Origin of the sequence: Brevibacillus sp. GCM10020057, from assembly GCF_042683565.1 — a bacterium.
GTDB lineage: Bacteria > Bacillota > Bacilli > Brevibacillales > Brevibacillaceae > Brevibacillus.
This window is the reverse complement of record NZ_JBHUJW010000011.1, coordinates 126,742-141,585: the sequence shown is the minus strand read 5'-3', so window position 1 is coordinate 141,585 and position 14,844 is coordinate 126,742. Positions and strand designations below refer to the sequence as shown.

The window sequence follows — 14,844 nt, the reverse complement described above, 5'->3', positions numbered from 1 at the left end:
TTTTGTTTCATAGTTTTCCATCTTGCAAACCATTTCGTCCGTGCTAGACTTGGAGTATTACAAACATAGAAAATCAGGTGATTGACGTGGACATGGATGTAACGACCATACTGTTTCTCGCACTCTTTGGCTTTGTAGCCGCCTTCATCGACAGCACCGTGGGCGGCGGCGGCCTGATTTCCCTTCCTGCGCTGCTCGGTCTGGGGATGCCCCCTTACCTCGCACTCGGCACGAACAAGCTGGCAGGCACGATCTCGTCGGCTACGAGCTCTGTCACGTTTATCCGCAGCGGGAAGTTCGACAAAAAACTGATGCTCATCCTCTTTCCGGTCTCGCTGATCGGCGCCTGCTTCGGGGCCAAGACGGTGCTGTTCGTCCCCCAGGAACTGTTGAAAGTTCTCGTCATCATCATGATGGCGCTTATTTTCGTCTATACGCTGTTTAACAAGCGATTCGGCGAAATGTCCAACTTCAAGGGCTACACCAGCTTCACCCTTGGGCTGGGCATCCCGCTGACGTTTTTGATCGGTTTTTACGACGGATTCTTCGGACCAGGCACCGGTTCCTTTTTCGTTTTTGTGATGGTTCTCTTGTTCGGCTACGATTTCGTGATCGCTGCCGGCAACGGACGCATCCTCAATCTGGCGAGCAACATCGCCGCGCTCACGGTATTCATCCTCGAAGGCAAGGTGATTTTCGTGACCGGGCTGGTCATGGGGGTAGCCATGCTGCTCGGTGCCTCGCTGGGCGCGCGCATGGCGATCAAAACCGGCGTGCGCTACGTGCGGCCGCTCTTTTTGATCGTTTCCATCACGCTCATTACCAAGATGGTGTACGAGTTGATTTTTTCTTCCTGACTTGGGTGCGGCAAACAGAAAAGAGGCGTCCGGCGATTGCAGGCTGGACGCCTTTTGGCATGAAAAAAAGCCCGGCCTGCGCCAAGCTTCCCTTTACTCTTCCTTGCCTTTTCGCTGCTTCACTCGCAAAATGATGCCGTCGATCAAAAGGCCGATGCCCGCTCCGTAAAACGGGGCTGCGAAACGGGTACCTTCGCCCAGCGGCAACTCTTTCAAATACACGATGAACACGCCGAGAATAAACCCGATCATCGTGTAACGCAGACGGGTCGGACCCATGAGACATCCCTCCGCCTTTTATTTCCCGAATTTATTTGGCATTTTCATATTTTTCATGGTGCGGCTCATCTGCTTCAGTTGTTTCTGGTTCAGATTCATGCCCATCGAACGAGCCATGGCTTGCAGCTGCTTTTCATCCATTTGCATGTTTTGCACTTGCTTTTTCAAATAGTAGACGCCCCCGGCAAAACCGCCTGCCAGGCCAAGCAAAAGTGTAACGATCGGGATTACCCAGTTGTACCAAGCCATCAATACATTACCATCCTCTTTGCGTAATTACGAACCCTTTTATTGTACCATAGTTGGCCGATCTGTACATTGTTGCCCGGGAGAAAATGATGAGACTGCCCTCGGCATGTTTTCATCCCTGCGCATATGCTGATGACAAGAGGTGATGAAAACATGGCTCCGATCATCGTGATAGACGCCGGACATGGCGGCGTCGACCCGGGCGGGGGAAACAGCCCGCAGTTTACAGAAAAAGCGATGACCTTGAACATATCCCTCTACCAATACCGTCGATTCCAGGAACTGCAAATACCCGTCGCATTGACGCGCTCCTCTGACGTTACGCTGCAGAGCGAAGAACGAGCTGCTCTCGTCCGCAACAGCGGGGCGAAATACTGCATTTGCAACCACATCAATGCGGGCGGGGGACGCGGCTCCGAGGTAATCTATTCGATCTACGGCTCTGCAGCGTTGCCGCGCCTGATCGCCAATGAACTGGAAGCTGCGGGAATGCCGAACCGCCGCGTCTACACCCGTACGCTCCCCAACAATCCGAAGCAGGACTATTACTACATGAATCGCGATACGGGCAGTGTGGAGACGGTCATTATCGAGTACGGATTTGCCGACAATCCGCTGGATGCGGATAAGCTCGCCAAAGACTGGCAAAGCCTTGCGGAAGCGGTCATTCGGGCGTTTTGCGAATATGCGGACCTGGCCTATCAGCCGCCGAAAACCGCTCCGCCAAAGACAGGTGGAGGCGGCAACAGCGGTGGAGGCGGGAATGCCGGTGGCGGCAACAATCCGCCTGGCAACAATAGCCCAGGCACCGGAGGAGGAAGCAGCGTACCTGACTGGAAGCAGGAAGCGATCGACTGGATGTTCGCCGCAGGACTCTTGACCAACGAAGACTGGCGCAGCCAGGCTGACAAGCCGCTCCCGCTCTGGGCAGAAGCCGTGATCTTGAAGCGATTGTACGAAAAATTAAAACCTTGATGGGAGATGGGGCCCTATGGGATTTGACCTGGGCTTGATTATTGCCTTTGCCCTGGCGGCCACCGCTACCCTGTCCGATTTTCTTCGCATCCCCAAAAAGCTGCGCAGCTGGGTAGCAGTGGTCTTGATCGTCGGACTGTACATGGTAAACCAGTGGCTGTACGCCCCGAGCTTCGACTGGAAGACCGCCTTGATGGAAGGCGTCACCGCAGGACTCGCCAGCGTCGGGATTCATTCGTCGACGAAAAACACGATCGAGCACTGGACAGGATCGGGTTCAGACCAAAAGAACAAGCAGGACTCTCAATCCGCGGTATAGCGCGTCAGCGGCGTATCTGCCAAACCCGAATAGTTTTTCTTTGCCGGCACACTCACGAGTTCGTCCTCCGGGTAGCGGTAGGCGGTCAGCTTGCCGCCAAACACGCATCCCTGGTCGATGTTAAGCGTGCCGTTTTTTCTTTCCGGCTCCGGCCGAGGGTCGTGCCCCCAGACGATCAACGGCTGCCGCTCCTTTCGCTCCCTGGCCCAGTCTCTTCGGATCGGACGGCCATCCGGTCCGGTACCGGCCACATCGCCGTAGCGGCAAAACGTGTACACGGCCGGCGATTCCATCCCTATGTAATCATCCCGGATTCCTGCATGAACGGCGACGAGGACGAGCTTGCCGTTGCGTTTGACCATCATGTGGGAGGGGGATGAGAAAAGCAGTCTGCGGCTTTGCTCCCGCAGCAGGGAAGCCTTTTTGGGGCCGAACTCCTGCTGGTAGGCGCGAAATTCTTCCTCTACTTTTTCGTCGCCATGAGCGAGTGTCACCGGGCGGCCGTCCAGCCAACGGGCGACCTTCCACCCGTGGTTGCTGTCCACCATTTCCGCCAGCCCGGTAGAGAGGTGCTGAATAAAAAATTGCAGCATTTTGATAGAATGGGGACCTCTGCTCGTAATGTCACCGAGGGAAAGGAGCTTTCTGCCCTGGGGATGGCGAAATGTACCGTCCTGACTTCGCTCGTAGCCCAGCCGCTGCAGCAATTCGATAAATTCGTCGTAACAGCCGTGCACATCGCCGACGATGTCGACGCCGTTGTCAGCCGAAAGCACCTTGGAGCGCGTTTGAGGTTTGTGCCTCATAGCCCGTCCCCTCCTTTCCAAATCTATTACTTACTATCTTTACCACATAAACGAAAAAAACTCATCCCCTTATCGCGGGATGAGCGATTTCTGCCGTTTATCCAAGGTTGTTCGTATGGACGTAGATCGCCGCCTGTGTGCGGTCTTCGACATTGAGCTTGGCTAAAATGTTGCTGACGTGCGTCTTCACGGTTTTGATGCCGATGATCAGCTCGTCGGCAATTTCCTGGTTGGACTTGCCTTTCCCGATCAGCTTCAGCACCTCCAGCTCACGCGGAGTCAGCTGCTCGTGCGGCAACGATTCTTGTCCATGGCGGAAGCGTGCCATGATCTTCCCTGCCACTCGCGATTCCAGTACCGGCTCGCCAGCTGCGGCGGAGCGGATCGCCCTCGCGATTTCCGCAGCCCGGGACGTTTTCAGCAAGTAACTGAACGCCCCTGCCTCAATCACCGGATACACCTTTTCGTCATCGATAAAGCTGGTCAGCACGATGACCTTGCTGGAAGGACAAGTATCCCGGATTCTTCTGGTCGCTTCCACGCCGCCGATTCCTTCCATGACCAGATCCATCAGCACGACGTCGGGACGCAGCTCTACCGCCAGGCGCACGCCTTCTTCGCCGCTGCTCGCTTCCGCCACGACCTCGATGTCGTCCTCCGTGGACAAATACGCCGCCAATCCCATCCGTACCATCTCGTGATCGTCTACCAGTAATACGCGAATCACGGACCTCTCACCCTTCCCTATCCGTCTGTGGCATCAGGGGAATCCGCACTTCGATTTGCGTCCCCTTTCCTTGCGCCGAGTAGATCTCCATCGATCCACCCACCTCTGCTACCCGCTCCTGCATACTGCGCAGGCCATACGACGTCAGCTTTTCCCCGTCGGGGTCGAAGCCCACGCCATCATCCGTGACCCGCAGGCGCACCTGATCCTGCAGCGTAAACAGCTTGACCGCAATGCGGCTCGCACGGGCATGTCGGAGCGTATTGGAGAGCGATTCCTGCAAAATGCGGAACAGGTGGTCCTCGATGCCGCTGGGCAAGCCCTCTACTGATTCGATCTCCCCCGTGATTTCGAGCGCATTTTTGCGCGTCAGCTCATCCAGCAGCTCCAGGATCGCATCCTTTAGCGTCTTGTTTTGCAACGTAGCCGGACGAAGATGCAGCAAGAGCGCGCGCATCTCCGCCTGGGCGGCCGCCGCCATTTCCTCCACCAGCTCGATCTGCTGGGCAGCCCGCTGCGGATTTTTTTCGACCAGCCGCTTCAAGGCTGCCGTCGTCATCGCGATCGCAAACAACTGCTGGCTGACGGCGTCGTGCAGTTCCCTCGCCAGACGCTGCCGCTCCTCCGTCACCGCAGCCTGCCGAAGCTGGTCTGCCAGTGCCGCGTTGTGATTGGACAGGCGTTGCAAAGAGGCGACCTGCTCCTCCCACTGCGAAGCCAACCGGTTCAACTGCCAGCCGAGCTCCCCGATCTCATCGTAGCCCAGTTCGGGCACGCGGTAGGACAGCATCCCCCGCCCCAGCTTCATCGCGGCTTCCCACAGCACGATGACCCGTTTTTTCAACAAATTCCCGAATATATACGAGGAGATCAGGCCGACCAACGCTCCGACAGGGAGGGAGACCACGACCGCCGCCAGTTGGACGACCCATTCCGGATCTTGCGGCAGCTGGATTCCCAAATACTGCATCGTCCACAGATTGACTTGCGAATCGCGAATCAGTCCGGAATACCAGAGGTGCAGACCGGCATCGTCTTTCCATACCGCCTGAAGCCAGAAAAAGCAGAGAAACGCGACTGTGACCGTAGCCAGGGACAACCCCATGCCATACCGGACACTTTTCCATTGAATACTCGCCAATCGCTGTCGACGCATTCGCCAGTACCTCCTAGATGTACTTGACTTTTATATCGCCGACGAGCAGCGAGATATGCAATTTCACTTTTTGCACCGCCTGATCGTAATGCTCTGAGCGAATCATGATGCTGCGGCTGATCCCGCCCTGGCGGTTGCTGAACACTTCCAGGTCGCCGACTGACAACTCCGCCAGTACAGCCACAGGCAGATCGACCGGCACGTAGATCGTGACGTCACCGATCCACCCCTCGACACTAAGCAGCGCCTCCTCCTGCACCAGCATTGCGCGCGACAGGTCGACCACCACGTTCCCGATGCCGTGCCATACATGCAGATAGCCTAGCTCGAAGCGCCCGGAAGTCAGGTGGAAGTCCCCGATCAGCGAACTGCGGGAGTCTTTGGGCAACGCCTTCCCGCGAATGGTAAATACAGGATCGTCACTCCTTGCAGCGCCATCTGTCCACTTGCTCTCGGGAGCCTGCTCCACATAGGTGACTCTGCCCGGGTGCGCCTCCCGCTCCCGCGATTTTCCCCGTATCAGCCGGAAGCCAAAGTAAATGAACAAGGCCGGGATCGCCACATGGAACAGTTCGTGGAACCCGATGCCAAACCATATTTCCAGGGCAATGATAATACCCAGGCAAATCAGGATGCCGCCGCCGACTCGTTTCTGCTGGCCCCAGAGTCGTAAGCCGAAGTAGACCAGCGCCATCGGCCACAGATCAAACAAACCGAACGAAATAATATGCAAACTGTCTAAAAGTAGACCAATTCCCGTCAAGATGATCAGGACACCAGCCAACATTTTGTGCACGCGGGACAGCTTCACGAAAGACTCCTCTCTTACGCCCCATGCCGACGTTTTCACTTCTGTCCGTTACGACATGTATAAATGAATGCAGGAGGAATGTTCAGCAGGGTAAAACTCGTTTCAACCCACTGAAAACGCTCCTGTAGCTCAGCCTGGAGTTGTAGCGAATATTGAAAAGTGATGAATAGCCCGCCAGGAGCCAGCACAGATTGAACTTCATCCAGGATGGCTGTCCGCAGACCTTCCGGGAAGTTGGCAAAAGGAAGACCCGAAATAATGACGTCTGCCTCGCCAATCTTCAACTCCTCCAGGTAGCGGCGTAGCATGGTCGCTTCTTCCCGAATCACAGCTTCGGGAAAACGGGACTGCAGCATGGTCCGAAATTGGGCATCGCGCTCCACGAGCACGTAATGCGTATGTGGAAGTATGTTTTGATAGATCGTTTGCGTAAATGCACCTGTCCCCGGTCCCAGTTCTATGATGACATCTGCCTCATCCCAGTTGACTCGGCTCAACATGCGCTCACACAAAAAACGGGAGCTGGGAGCAATACTGCCGACACGTCCGGGATCAGCAATAAACCGTCGCAAAAAGACCAAAAAATCTGCCAAGAATAGGACCTCCTAGGGGAAAAGCAGCCTGAAGGTCAGGCTGCCGATTGCCACAATCTATTCTACATCCGGTGCCCTAGTTCCTGTCCGTTCAGGATGGATCTGCTGGTGTCACCGTTGTTTTTTTCTCTTGCATCGCTGCCTTGATCTTTGCCAGTTCGGCATCGAGATCGTCTTTTTCCAGATCAGACAAGGCGTTGTCCAGGCCAAAGCTCGTTTGCCGCCATTGTCCGCTCATTTGCGCTTCTGCTTCCATGCGCATGACTTTTTCTTCCATGCGGGCAAATCCCCGACCGGCTGTCTGGTTGCCTATCCCTGCCACTGCCTGGTTCACCTGTTTTTGCGTACGAGCTACTTGTGCTCGTGCCATCAGAGTAAATTTTTTCGCTCGCATCTTATAAAATTCCTCTTTTAGCTCGGCCAGTTTTTCACGCATTTGGCCGGCAGCCTCCGCAGCGGTCAAGTAGAGCGTCTCATATTCCTGGGCGCGGCTTTCGTACTGCTTTTTGTCTGCGAGCGCACGACGCGCCAATTCGTCTTCGCCTTCCGTCAGGGCGAGCTTCACCTGGCGATCGCGTTTTTCGACGAGTGCGGTCGCTTCCTCCCACTGCTGACGGAATTTTTTCTCCAGCGCTACCTGACGGGCGACTGCCACTTCGACCTGCCCGATTTCCACTTCCATGTCACGCATGTACTGGTTGAGCATGACGACCGGGTCTTCCATCGAATCCAATGCATCGTTCACCGAAGCTACAGTCAGGTCACGCAAACGTCTAAAGATACTCATGTTCTTTTTCCTCCTCATCATATCACATCATTTTTCCTCATCCAAAATCCAATGCCTGAAAAACCAATTGCAATTACTGCCGATTTCGCGTCACTGCTCTTTCCCAAAGATCGAGGTCGTCTTCCTTCAACATGCGCTTCGCCCACCGGCTCTCCCACTCGGATGGTCCCTGTGGCGGTGTCGGCTTCTGTCGAATGAGGCGGTACCCCAGGTAGATCACGCCGATCGCCACGATGCTGTGGAACAGCAGATGCAGCTTTCCAGACAGCAGCAAGAAACCCAAGAGGAAGACGATCACTCCCCAGAAGCGGGAGCCGTGACCCAAAATTTTGCGCGCTCCGTACAGCATGAGCACGCCGGGAATCAGCAGTCGCAAAATGTCACCGCTGTCGATACCGAATTGGTCGAGCAAAACCAATCCGCCAATGAGCAGCAGAACCAGCCCGAGCAGAAACTTTCCAGACCGTTCGCTCATTCCTTGCTTCCCTCCAATCGCCCTTTGCTGGTGCAAATGTGAACCTTATGGCCTTATTGTAGCCTCGCAGCCAACCTCCCCATAACGGGCGGGCGGTTGGTTTTTGTCTCCGTCCTTGGACGGATGGCGCTTCCTGCCGCAATCGGACGAGCCTGCTTCCCCCTTTTTCTCACAGCCGTTTCCCTGCTTTGCCGAACCATTTCGTTACAAGATCAGACAAAATTTTGTGACAAAATCGTGAACAAACACTTCAAAAAAAGGAAAAGCCAGTCAAATAGAGAACTTCGATAAGGTGCGTGTAAAAAAACATCGAAAATAGCCGAGTTCCGCTTGTCGGAAACGGGGGAACCACGTTTTTGGGGTGAATGGCTGTCTTTTGCGGCAGACTAGGGAGTCCTTTCGACCGAACCCTTCAGCTAACCTCGTAGGCTTCTGAAAGGAGCAGTTTCTTTTGCGCAAGTTGTTCGTTTCTCTGTTTATCGCTGGATTGCTTGCAATGGGAGCAGGCGCTGTACAAGCTGCCGAGGAGTCCACTCCTTTGACAGATGTCGTCAGCGACCTGTACGGCGTCCCTTACAAAGCATCCGGCACATCAAAAAAGGGCTTTGACTGCTCCGGATTTACGCGCTACGTATTTGATGCGTTGGGTGTAGACCTGCCACACAACTCGGCCGCCCAATTCAATTTGGGAACGCCTGTCGCCAAAGCTGACCTGCAGCCAGGCGATCTGGTATTTTTCCAAACGAACGGTCAAAGCATCTCGCATGTGGGCATCTACATCGGAAATGGCACATTCGTGCACTCGGAGTCAGGGCGTGGAGTCGTCAACACCAAATTGAACGACCCCTACTACTGGAGCAAGCGTTACGTTGGCGCCAAGCGTCTGAACGTACCTGTTCTGGAAGCCGCTGCTCCGAAGAAGGAAAACGCGGTGCAAGCTGCGTCGCTGCCGGAAAATCAAGCAAAAAAGTAGTCATTCGGCAAAACAAGAGCCAGGGACTTCGTGTCTCTGGCTTTTTCTGACGAAATTTAGGACCAGGTGTCAGTATGTGACCTTATTTCAAACCACCAGTAATAGGTTGCCTTCACTTGCAATCGGCATGTTATGATAGAGTTATTAAATTTTTTTGATCGCTTATTCACGAACGGTTATTTTCTTATATTATTATAGAAGCAAGTGGGGGGAGTTTTCCGTGAAAGAGCATATACTGATTGTGGATGACAACCTGGAGATTATCGAAATGCTTGAAGATATTTTGGAAAATGAAGGTTTTGAGGTTTCGTCCGCCGACAGCGGGGAAGCGGCCCTTGAGCTGCTAAACAGCGGCGAGAAAAAGCCCAGCCTGATCCTGCTCGACATCATGATGCCGAACATGAGCGGCTACGAGCTCTGCTCGCAGATTCGCCGCGAATGGGATTTGCCGATCCTCTTTTTGAGCGCCAAAGGGAGAGCTGTCGACAAGGTCGTCGGCTTCGAGATCGGCGCTGACGACTATATTACCAAGCCGTTCGACACCGAGGAACTGCTGGCCCGCATTCGCGCCCATCTGCGCCGCTACGAGCGCATTCGCAAGCATACGGAAGAACAGCCGGATAAAGACTCGGCAAACTCGCCGATCACGGTATTGAAATTCAAAGACCTGGAAATTCATAAGGAGACCTACTCTGTCTACGTCAGCAACCAAAAAATCGACTTGTCCACCAAGGAGTTCCAACTGCTCACCTTCCTGGCGGAAAACGCGGGCATCGTCTTTACGCGCGAGCAAATTTACGACCGCGTCTGGGGATATGGCTACGGCTCCCTCAACACCGTCACGGTCCACATCAAAAACTTGCGGGAAAAGCTGGAGATGAACCGGCAATTTATCAAGACACAATGGGGAACAGGCTACGTATTCATCGGGGAGAAGCTGTAGATGAGCCTGCGCAACAAACTGTTTCTGTCCTTCCTGGGCCTGCTCGCGCTCAACATCCTGTTGTTCAAGTTTGTCTTTCAGGACATTATCATCGAACAGCTGAAAAATGACCGGCATACGCAGTACCAGTATGAAAAGGAGGCCGCTGACAAGGTCCGCCTCAATCAGCTGCTTCGCTCCAGCAGCTTCAAAGACCCGATCGAGCGTACAGAGTTGGACAAGCAACTGCCGGAAGACGTCATGTACCGCATGGTGGTCAAGGATGCAAACGGCAATACGATCCACTCGAAGAACTCGAAGGCACTCGACCTGAAATGGACGATGCCCAACCAGCAAAACAAACTTTCTTCGCAGCAAGGAGATCTGAAGGTCGTCGCGGAATACCACTTTCAGCAGGAACCCCCGCGTGAAGGGGAAACGGTCATCTACTTCTACACGGACGATTACGACATCCTGGCGACCAAAGGCGTCTCCATGATGCTCTGGTTTATTTACGGAAGCATCCTGCTCGTCGGACTCGTGCTGCTGGCGCTGTACGTCCGCTGGATTTTGCGCCCGGTGAACGAGTTGTCGCGCGTCACCCAGGAAATCAAGGAAGGGAAGCGCCTCGTGTCCTTTACGTACCGCTCGCATGACGAATTTGGCCGGCTGTTCCGCTACTTCGGGGACATGGTGGACGAGCTGCGCTATTCCGAGGAGCGCCAGTCCGAGCTGATCGCCGCGATCGCGCACGATTTCCGCACGCCGCTGACAACCATCAAAGGATATGCGTCCTATATCGGCTCCGGCCGTGTAACCGACCTCACCCGCATCCAGAGGCAAATGAAAAAGATCGAGATGAAGATGCGGGATCTGGAGCATCTGCTGGACGAACTGCAGGATTACACCCAGCAAAGCATCGAAGTGCGGCTCAATATCAGCCGGATACACGTAAAAAATTTCATGAAGGGCATCATCGAAGACTACCTGACCCGGATTCAGGAAGCCGGGCTGTCCTTTCATTGGAAATTGCGCGTCTCCAACGAGCTGCACATCGAGGCAGACGAGACCAAGCTTCGCCGCGTCATGGAAAATTTGATCAACAACGCCATCCACTACAACAAGCCGAACGGCTCTATCCTGATCACCTGCGACCAGCGGGAAGGACATGTCCTGTTTTCCGTGATCGACAAAGGCGAGGGCATTGCCCAGGAAGATCTGCCCAAGGTCTTTACCAAGTTTTATCGGGCGGAAAAATCCCGCAACCGCAATAACGGCGGGACGGGCCTCGGCCTGACGATCTGCCAGAGCATCGTCCGCCGCCACGGCGGCGAAATCACCGTAAACAGTGAATTGGGGATAGGAAGCAGCTTCTCCTTCACCATCCCCTTCTACAACAGCTAGTTTATTTTGATTTATGACCAGTTAACATATTCTTTATTTTTGTTTGATATAGTACAACTTGTAAGCACGTTGCTTTCAGTGATAAATAACCCCCAGTTCGGTATCTGACACAGTGCGGCGCATCCGCAAGTGAAAAGATGCCCTTTTTTTTGCCCGCAATTGCTCCTTGTACGTCTACCTGCGCATCTCCAGCCGCATCGGAAGCCCGTTTTTCGGGCGCAGCGTCACGAGCGGCTCCGGCGCAACTACCTGGTTCGGCTCCGCCAGACGCAACCGAAAGCGCTGCGCGATCGTCGCCAGCAGCAGGGCCGCCTCCATCAGTGCGAAGTTGTTGCCGATACATACGCGCGGTCCGCCGCCAAATGGAAAGTAGGCAAAAGCCGGGATTCGCTTCAACAGATCGGTGGCAAACCGCTCGGGCATGAAAGCCTCGGGATCATCGTAAAAGCGCTCGTCGCGGTGCATCGCATACTGGCTCATCATCAGCGTATCACCCGGCTGGTACGTGTGCCCCCCGATCTCGACTTCCTCGATTGCCTCCCGATTGATCATCCACGCCGCCGGGTACAGCCGCAGCGTTTCCGAAACGATCAGATTGGCGTAGGTCAGGTGCGGAATATCCGCTACGGTCGGCAGTCTGTCCCCCAGCACGGCAGCCAGTTCAGCGTGCAGCTTCTGCTCCGCCTCCGTGTGCCTGGACAAAAGATAGAAGATCCACGACATCGTGTTGGCTGTCGTCTCGTGTCCGGCCACGAAGATCGTCATGACCTCGTCGCGCACCTGCTCATCGGTCATACCTGTCCCGTCGTCCTCATCCCGCGCCGCCAGCAGCATGCCCAAAAGGTCGCCCCGGCCGGTATCGCCGCTCCGTCTGCGCTCGTCAATCAAGGAGTAAATCACTTTGTCCAGCAACTCGTTCGATTCGAGAAACCGGCGATTGTTCCTCGTCGGTACAGACAGCGGAATATCGATGAACGACGACGCCTTGTTGGCGACGTATTTAAGCCCCACGTCGATTGCATGCCGGATTTCGTCGGCGTTTTCCTTCACGCTTTTGCCGAACATCGTCTCGGTGATGATCGCGAGTGTGACCTTCATCATGTCTTGATGGATGTCGCGTACCTCGCCGTCCTTCCAATCCGCCATCAGACTGGCCGCCTGGCGGACCATGACGTCTCCATACGCGGCGATGCGCTCCCGGTGAAAGGCTGGCTGCATCAGCCTGCGTTGCCTAAGATGCTTGTTCCCTTCGCTCGTCAGGATGCCATCCCCTACGACGGCCTTTGCCACTTGCAGCCCTTTGGCCTTGCGGAAGCTCGCTTGCTTGGTGACGAGCACTTCCTTGATCTGATCTGGGTCTGTCAATAAATACACTTTTCGTTTCGGGCCAAAGCGAAACAGCACCACGTCTCCATGCTCCTTGGCCGCCATCTGGATGAATTGCAGCGGATTGCGGCGAAACGACAGCAAATTGCCTGAAATCGGTAGCCCCTTGGGTCCGGAAATGGTCTTGTGCATCATATCCTCCTTGTATTCGTGAGCTGCTACCGATAGTATCCGGCGCGAAAAGGAGTTTATGCGAAAAAAAGCCACCTCCGGCTGGAGATGGCAACAAGCTGTATGAAAGTCTGCAATTTGCCGCTGCCGCTTTAGCGAGACAGCGTTTCCTCGATGCGAATCAAGCGGTTGGCAATCAGGCGCTCCCGCACTTTGATGCCGATAAGCGATGCCAGCACCGCCTTGATCACGCCGACGACCAGGAAAGGAGTCGCCCCGAACGCGATCGCTTTGTCCCACGGAATATCCATCACATACTTTAGCTGAATGGAACCGCACAAAAGGTTAATGAGCATGCCGACGATGTTGGCGATAATGGCATTTTTCAACGTAAAAGAGGTCTTTTCCAGAATCAGCCCGGTAGCGTACACCGTCAAAATAAAGCCAAAGATGTACCCACCTGTTTTGCCGACCAAAACTTGCAAGCCGCCGCTCGCCCCGGCAAAGACTGGCAGTCCGACCGCGCCCAGCAGCGTGTAAATGATCATCGCCAGTGTGCCGTAACGGCTGCCCAGAATGGTCGCCGTCAGCCCTACCGCCAGCGTTTGCCCGGTAATCGGAATCAACGGGAGCGGAATCGTCAGCTGGGACAAAACAGCCATGATTCCTGCGAAAATTGCGGATAAGAGCAACCATCTCAATCGTTCGTTTCTCATGTGTACTGCCTCCATTTTGTTAACTAAAATATAAATCAGGTTAACAAAATGATAATACGCAGCTCGCTATTTGTAAATGCCTTTGCCGCAAATTAGATTTTCCTGTCCAAAAAGGCTTGCAGTTGGCTGAGCGATTGGACCGTATGATCGAGCAAATCCCGCAGGTCCTCGATGTTGCCTTCGTCGATTTTCCGGAAAAAATCGAGAGTAATGTGGTTGTCCACGCGCTGCGGCGGCCACTCCATCCGCTTTTCCTCCAGCTTCGCCTTCAACGTCTGCGTAATGTACGGACGATGCCCCCAAATCTCGTTGAGCAGCGCCGCAATCGCCTGCGTATCCTCCGGAAGCTCGCGGGAGGCAGCCATCGGCATGTGAAAATGTATGCAGATCGTGCAGCCAATCTGCTCAGTCAAAGGCTGCTCCAGCTGCTCCGCGGCAATATCCGCCAGGCTGGTGCGCAGCTGTATCTGGGCACGGACGACCTCTTTGCGTCCGGGTGCGTCAGCCAGTTGGAAGTCGATCTGAAACAGCCGATGAAAGGTCGCCAAGTCCATGACATCGGAACGCCCCGTAATGGTGATCGCGCCGTCGAAGTCGCGGTCGTAGACGGCTCCCTCCAGCACGACCCGGATGTTGTCGAATACAAGGGGATGAAACATGCTCTCCCTCCTCTTTCTCTATGATTTGCCTGTCTCGCCGTATCCATCACTAGAATGCCCGCTTTTCGCGGCTATTGCAAGCGGCCGGACTTCCCCGTGGCACAGACGCCCGGTCAAGTGGTAACATGGGAGGGAACCAACCTATGAGGTGACCGCCATGTTTCTGATCGGAATTTTGATCGTCGTCGCGATCTTCGGAGAAATTTTGCACAAGCTGAACCCTTGGAAAAAGCCGGAGCCGGCCTACGACGACCTGGTCGCGCAGATCAAGCAGGCTCACTGGTATGTGGATCTGTCCAAGGATGCCGCCTGCAGGCACGTCCTGGAGAACGACCCGCACGTCCTCGCCTACTACTCTGGCACATACGAAGCCCAGCGCCTGCTCACCCAGGAGGGCTTCCAGCTCGGCCTGATCGACTACGTCAAAAAACAGGCAGGCGCGGCCAACTCGGCCGAGCCCCGGTAAGAAAACGCCAAAAGCCGCTGCGATGTGCTCTGCAGCGGCTTTTGCGTGAAGTTGACAGTCTTTTGGTAGCAGCGACAGCGACCAAAACTAGCCAGAAACGGCGGCGCGCGCCGTTTTCCCTTCTCTGCCTGGCATGCTGCCATTCATTTGCTGCCTTGCGGATGCCGCCCTCG

General features: G+C 54.9%; 19 protein-coding genes and 1 riboswitch. Of the genes, 7 read left to right on the top strand and 12 right to left on the bottom strand.

Features of this window, described 5'->3' with window-relative positions:
• Nucleotides 1-86: 86 nt before the first annotated feature.
• A complete protein-coding gene (locus tag ACFSO0_RS04240; RefSeq protein WP_376876790.1) occupies nt 87-857 on the top strand; it encodes a TSUP family transporter in 771 nt (256 codons plus the stop codon).
• A 93-nt stretch (nt 858-950) separates the two neighbouring features.
• Here the strand turns inward: ACFSO0_RS04240 and ACFSO0_RS04235 are convergent, their stop codons facing one another.
• Together ACFSO0_RS04235 and ACFSO0_RS04230 are read right to left on the bottom strand one after the other, a co-directional pair.
• The gene (locus tag ACFSO0_RS04235) at nt 951-1,136 is read right to left on the bottom strand and encodes a hypothetical protein (RefSeq protein WP_376876787.1); all 186 of its coding nucleotides are present in this window, start codon (nt 1,134-1,136) and stop codon (nt 951-953) included.
• A gap of 18 nt (nt 1,137-1,154) precedes the next feature.
• Nucleotides 1,155-1,385, bottom strand: coding sequence for a YneF family protein (locus ACFSO0_RS04230; RefSeq protein ID WP_376876784.1), 231 nt, complete (start codon nt 1,383-1,385; stop codon nt 1,155-1,157).
• A 153-nt stretch (nt 1,386-1,538) separates the two neighbouring features.
• Here ACFSO0_RS04230 and ACFSO0_RS04225 point away from each other — a divergent pair, with 153 nt between their 5' ends.
• Together ACFSO0_RS04225 and ACFSO0_RS04220 are read left to right on the top strand one after the other, a co-directional pair.
• The gene (locus ACFSO0_RS04225) at nt 1,539-2,360 is read left to right on the top strand and encodes an N-acetylmuramoyl-L-alanine amidase family protein (RefSeq protein ID WP_376876781.1); all 822 of its coding nucleotides are present in this window, start codon (nt 1,539-1,541) and stop codon (nt 2,358-2,360) included.
• A 16-nt stretch (nt 2,361-2,376) separates the two neighbouring features.
• Nucleotides 2,377-2,679 (top strand): hypothetical protein, encoded by a 303-nt coding sequence (locus ACFSO0_RS04220; RefSeq protein ID WP_376876778.1) that lies wholly within the window; start codon nt 2,377-2,379, stop codon nt 2,677-2,679.
• On the opposite strand, the gene prpE is transcribed toward ACFSO0_RS04220, so the two are convergent.
• The 7 genes from prpE to ACFSO0_RS04185 all read right to left on the bottom strand — a co-directional run bounded on the left by prpE (nt 2,664) and on the right by ACFSO0_RS04185 (nt 8,034).
• Nucleotides 2,664-3,485, bottom strand: coding sequence for a bis(5'-nucleosyl)-tetraphosphatase PrpE (prpE, locus tag ACFSO0_RS04215; protein WP_376876775.1), 822 nt, complete (start codon nt 3,483-3,485; stop codon nt 2,664-2,666). The two genes, ACFSO0_RS04220 and prpE, sit on opposite strands and share 16 nt — an antisense overlap.
• Before the next feature lie 97 nt (nt 3,486-3,582).
• Nucleotides 3,583-4,212, bottom strand: a complete 630-nt coding sequence (locus ACFSO0_RS04210; protein ID WP_376876772.1) for a response regulator — start codon at nt 4,210-4,212, stop codon at nt 3,583-3,585.
• A 7-nt stretch (nt 4,213-4,219) separates the two neighbouring features.
• Nucleotides 4,220-5,368, bottom strand: coding sequence for a HAMP domain-containing sensor histidine kinase (locus ACFSO0_RS04205; RefSeq protein WP_376876769.1), 1,149 nt, complete (start codon nt 5,366-5,368; stop codon nt 4,220-4,222).
• A gap of 13 nt (nt 5,369-5,381) precedes the next feature.
• Nucleotides 5,382-6,179, bottom strand: coding sequence for a cell wall-active antibiotics response protein LiaF (liaF, locus tag ACFSO0_RS04200; protein WP_376876766.1), 798 nt, complete (start codon nt 6,177-6,179; stop codon nt 5,382-5,384).
• Between the two features lie 35 nt (nt 6,180-6,214).
• Nucleotides 6,215-6,772 (bottom strand): class I SAM-dependent methyltransferase, encoded by a 558-nt coding sequence (locus ACFSO0_RS04195; protein WP_376876763.1) that lies wholly within the window; start codon nt 6,770-6,772, stop codon nt 6,215-6,217.
• 91 nt (nt 6,773-6,863) lie between these two features.
• Nucleotides 6,864-7,559, bottom strand: a complete 696-nt coding sequence (locus tag ACFSO0_RS04190) for a PspA/IM30 family protein (RefSeq protein ID WP_376876760.1) — start codon at nt 7,557-7,559, stop codon at nt 6,864-6,866.
• 73 nt (nt 7,560-7,632) lie between these two features.
• A complete protein-coding gene (locus tag ACFSO0_RS04185) occupies nt 7,633-8,034 on the bottom strand; it encodes a LiaF transmembrane domain-containing protein (RefSeq protein WP_376876757.1) in 402 nt (133 codons plus the stop codon).
• A gap of 307 nt (nt 8,035-8,341) precedes the next feature.
• Nucleotides 8,342-8,481, top strand: a riboswitch (cyclic di-AMP (ydaO/yuaA leader).
• Nucleotides 8,482-8,485: 4 nt separating this feature from the next.
• On the opposite strand from ACFSO0_RS04185, the gene ACFSO0_RS04180 reads away from it, so the two are divergent.
• The 3 genes from ACFSO0_RS04180 to ACFSO0_RS04170 all read left to right on the top strand — a co-directional run bounded on the left by ACFSO0_RS04180 (nt 8,486) and on the right by ACFSO0_RS04170 (nt 11,333).
• On the top strand, nt 8,486-9,007 hold the full coding sequence (locus ACFSO0_RS04180) for a C40 family peptidase (protein WP_376876754.1): 522 nt from the start codon (nt 8,486-8,488) through the stop codon (nt 9,005-9,007).
• 220 nt (nt 9,008-9,227) lie between these two features.
• On the top strand, nt 9,228-9,950 hold the full coding sequence (locus tag ACFSO0_RS04175) for a response regulator transcription factor (RefSeq protein WP_376876751.1): 723 nt from the start codon (nt 9,228-9,230) through the stop codon (nt 9,948-9,950).
• Entirely contained in the window at nt 9,951-11,333 is a 1,383-nt protein-coding gene (locus tag ACFSO0_RS04170; protein ID WP_376876748.1) for a sensor histidine kinase, read from the top strand.
• Nucleotides 11,334-11,507: 174 nt separating this feature from the next.
• Here the strand turns inward: ACFSO0_RS04170 and ACFSO0_RS04165 are convergent, their stop codons facing one another.
• The 3 genes from ACFSO0_RS04165 to ACFSO0_RS04155 form a co-directional block, all read right to left on the bottom strand.
• On the bottom strand, nt 11,508-12,851 hold the full coding sequence (locus ACFSO0_RS04165) for a cytochrome P450 (protein ID WP_376876745.1): 1,344 nt from the start codon (nt 12,849-12,851) through the stop codon (nt 11,508-11,510).
• A 131-nt stretch (nt 12,852-12,982) separates the two neighbouring features.
• Nucleotides 12,983-13,546 carry a biotin transporter BioY gene (locus ACFSO0_RS04160; protein ID WP_376876742.1) on the bottom strand — a complete coding sequence of 188 codons (564 nt, stop codon included), beginning with the start codon at nt 13,544-13,546 and terminating at the stop codon, nt 12,983-12,985.
• A 92-nt stretch (nt 13,547-13,638) separates the two neighbouring features.
• Nucleotides 13,639-14,205, bottom strand: coding sequence for a hypothetical protein (locus tag ACFSO0_RS04155; RefSeq protein ID WP_376876740.1), 567 nt, complete (start codon nt 14,203-14,205; stop codon nt 13,639-13,641).
• A gap of 157 nt (nt 14,206-14,362) precedes the next feature.
• Here ACFSO0_RS04155 and ACFSO0_RS04150 point away from each other — a divergent pair, with 157 nt between their 5' ends.
• A complete protein-coding gene (locus ACFSO0_RS04150; protein WP_376876737.1) occupies nt 14,363-14,671 on the top strand; it encodes a hypothetical protein in 309 nt (102 codons plus the stop codon).
• Nucleotides 14,672-14,844: the final 173 nt, after the last annotated feature.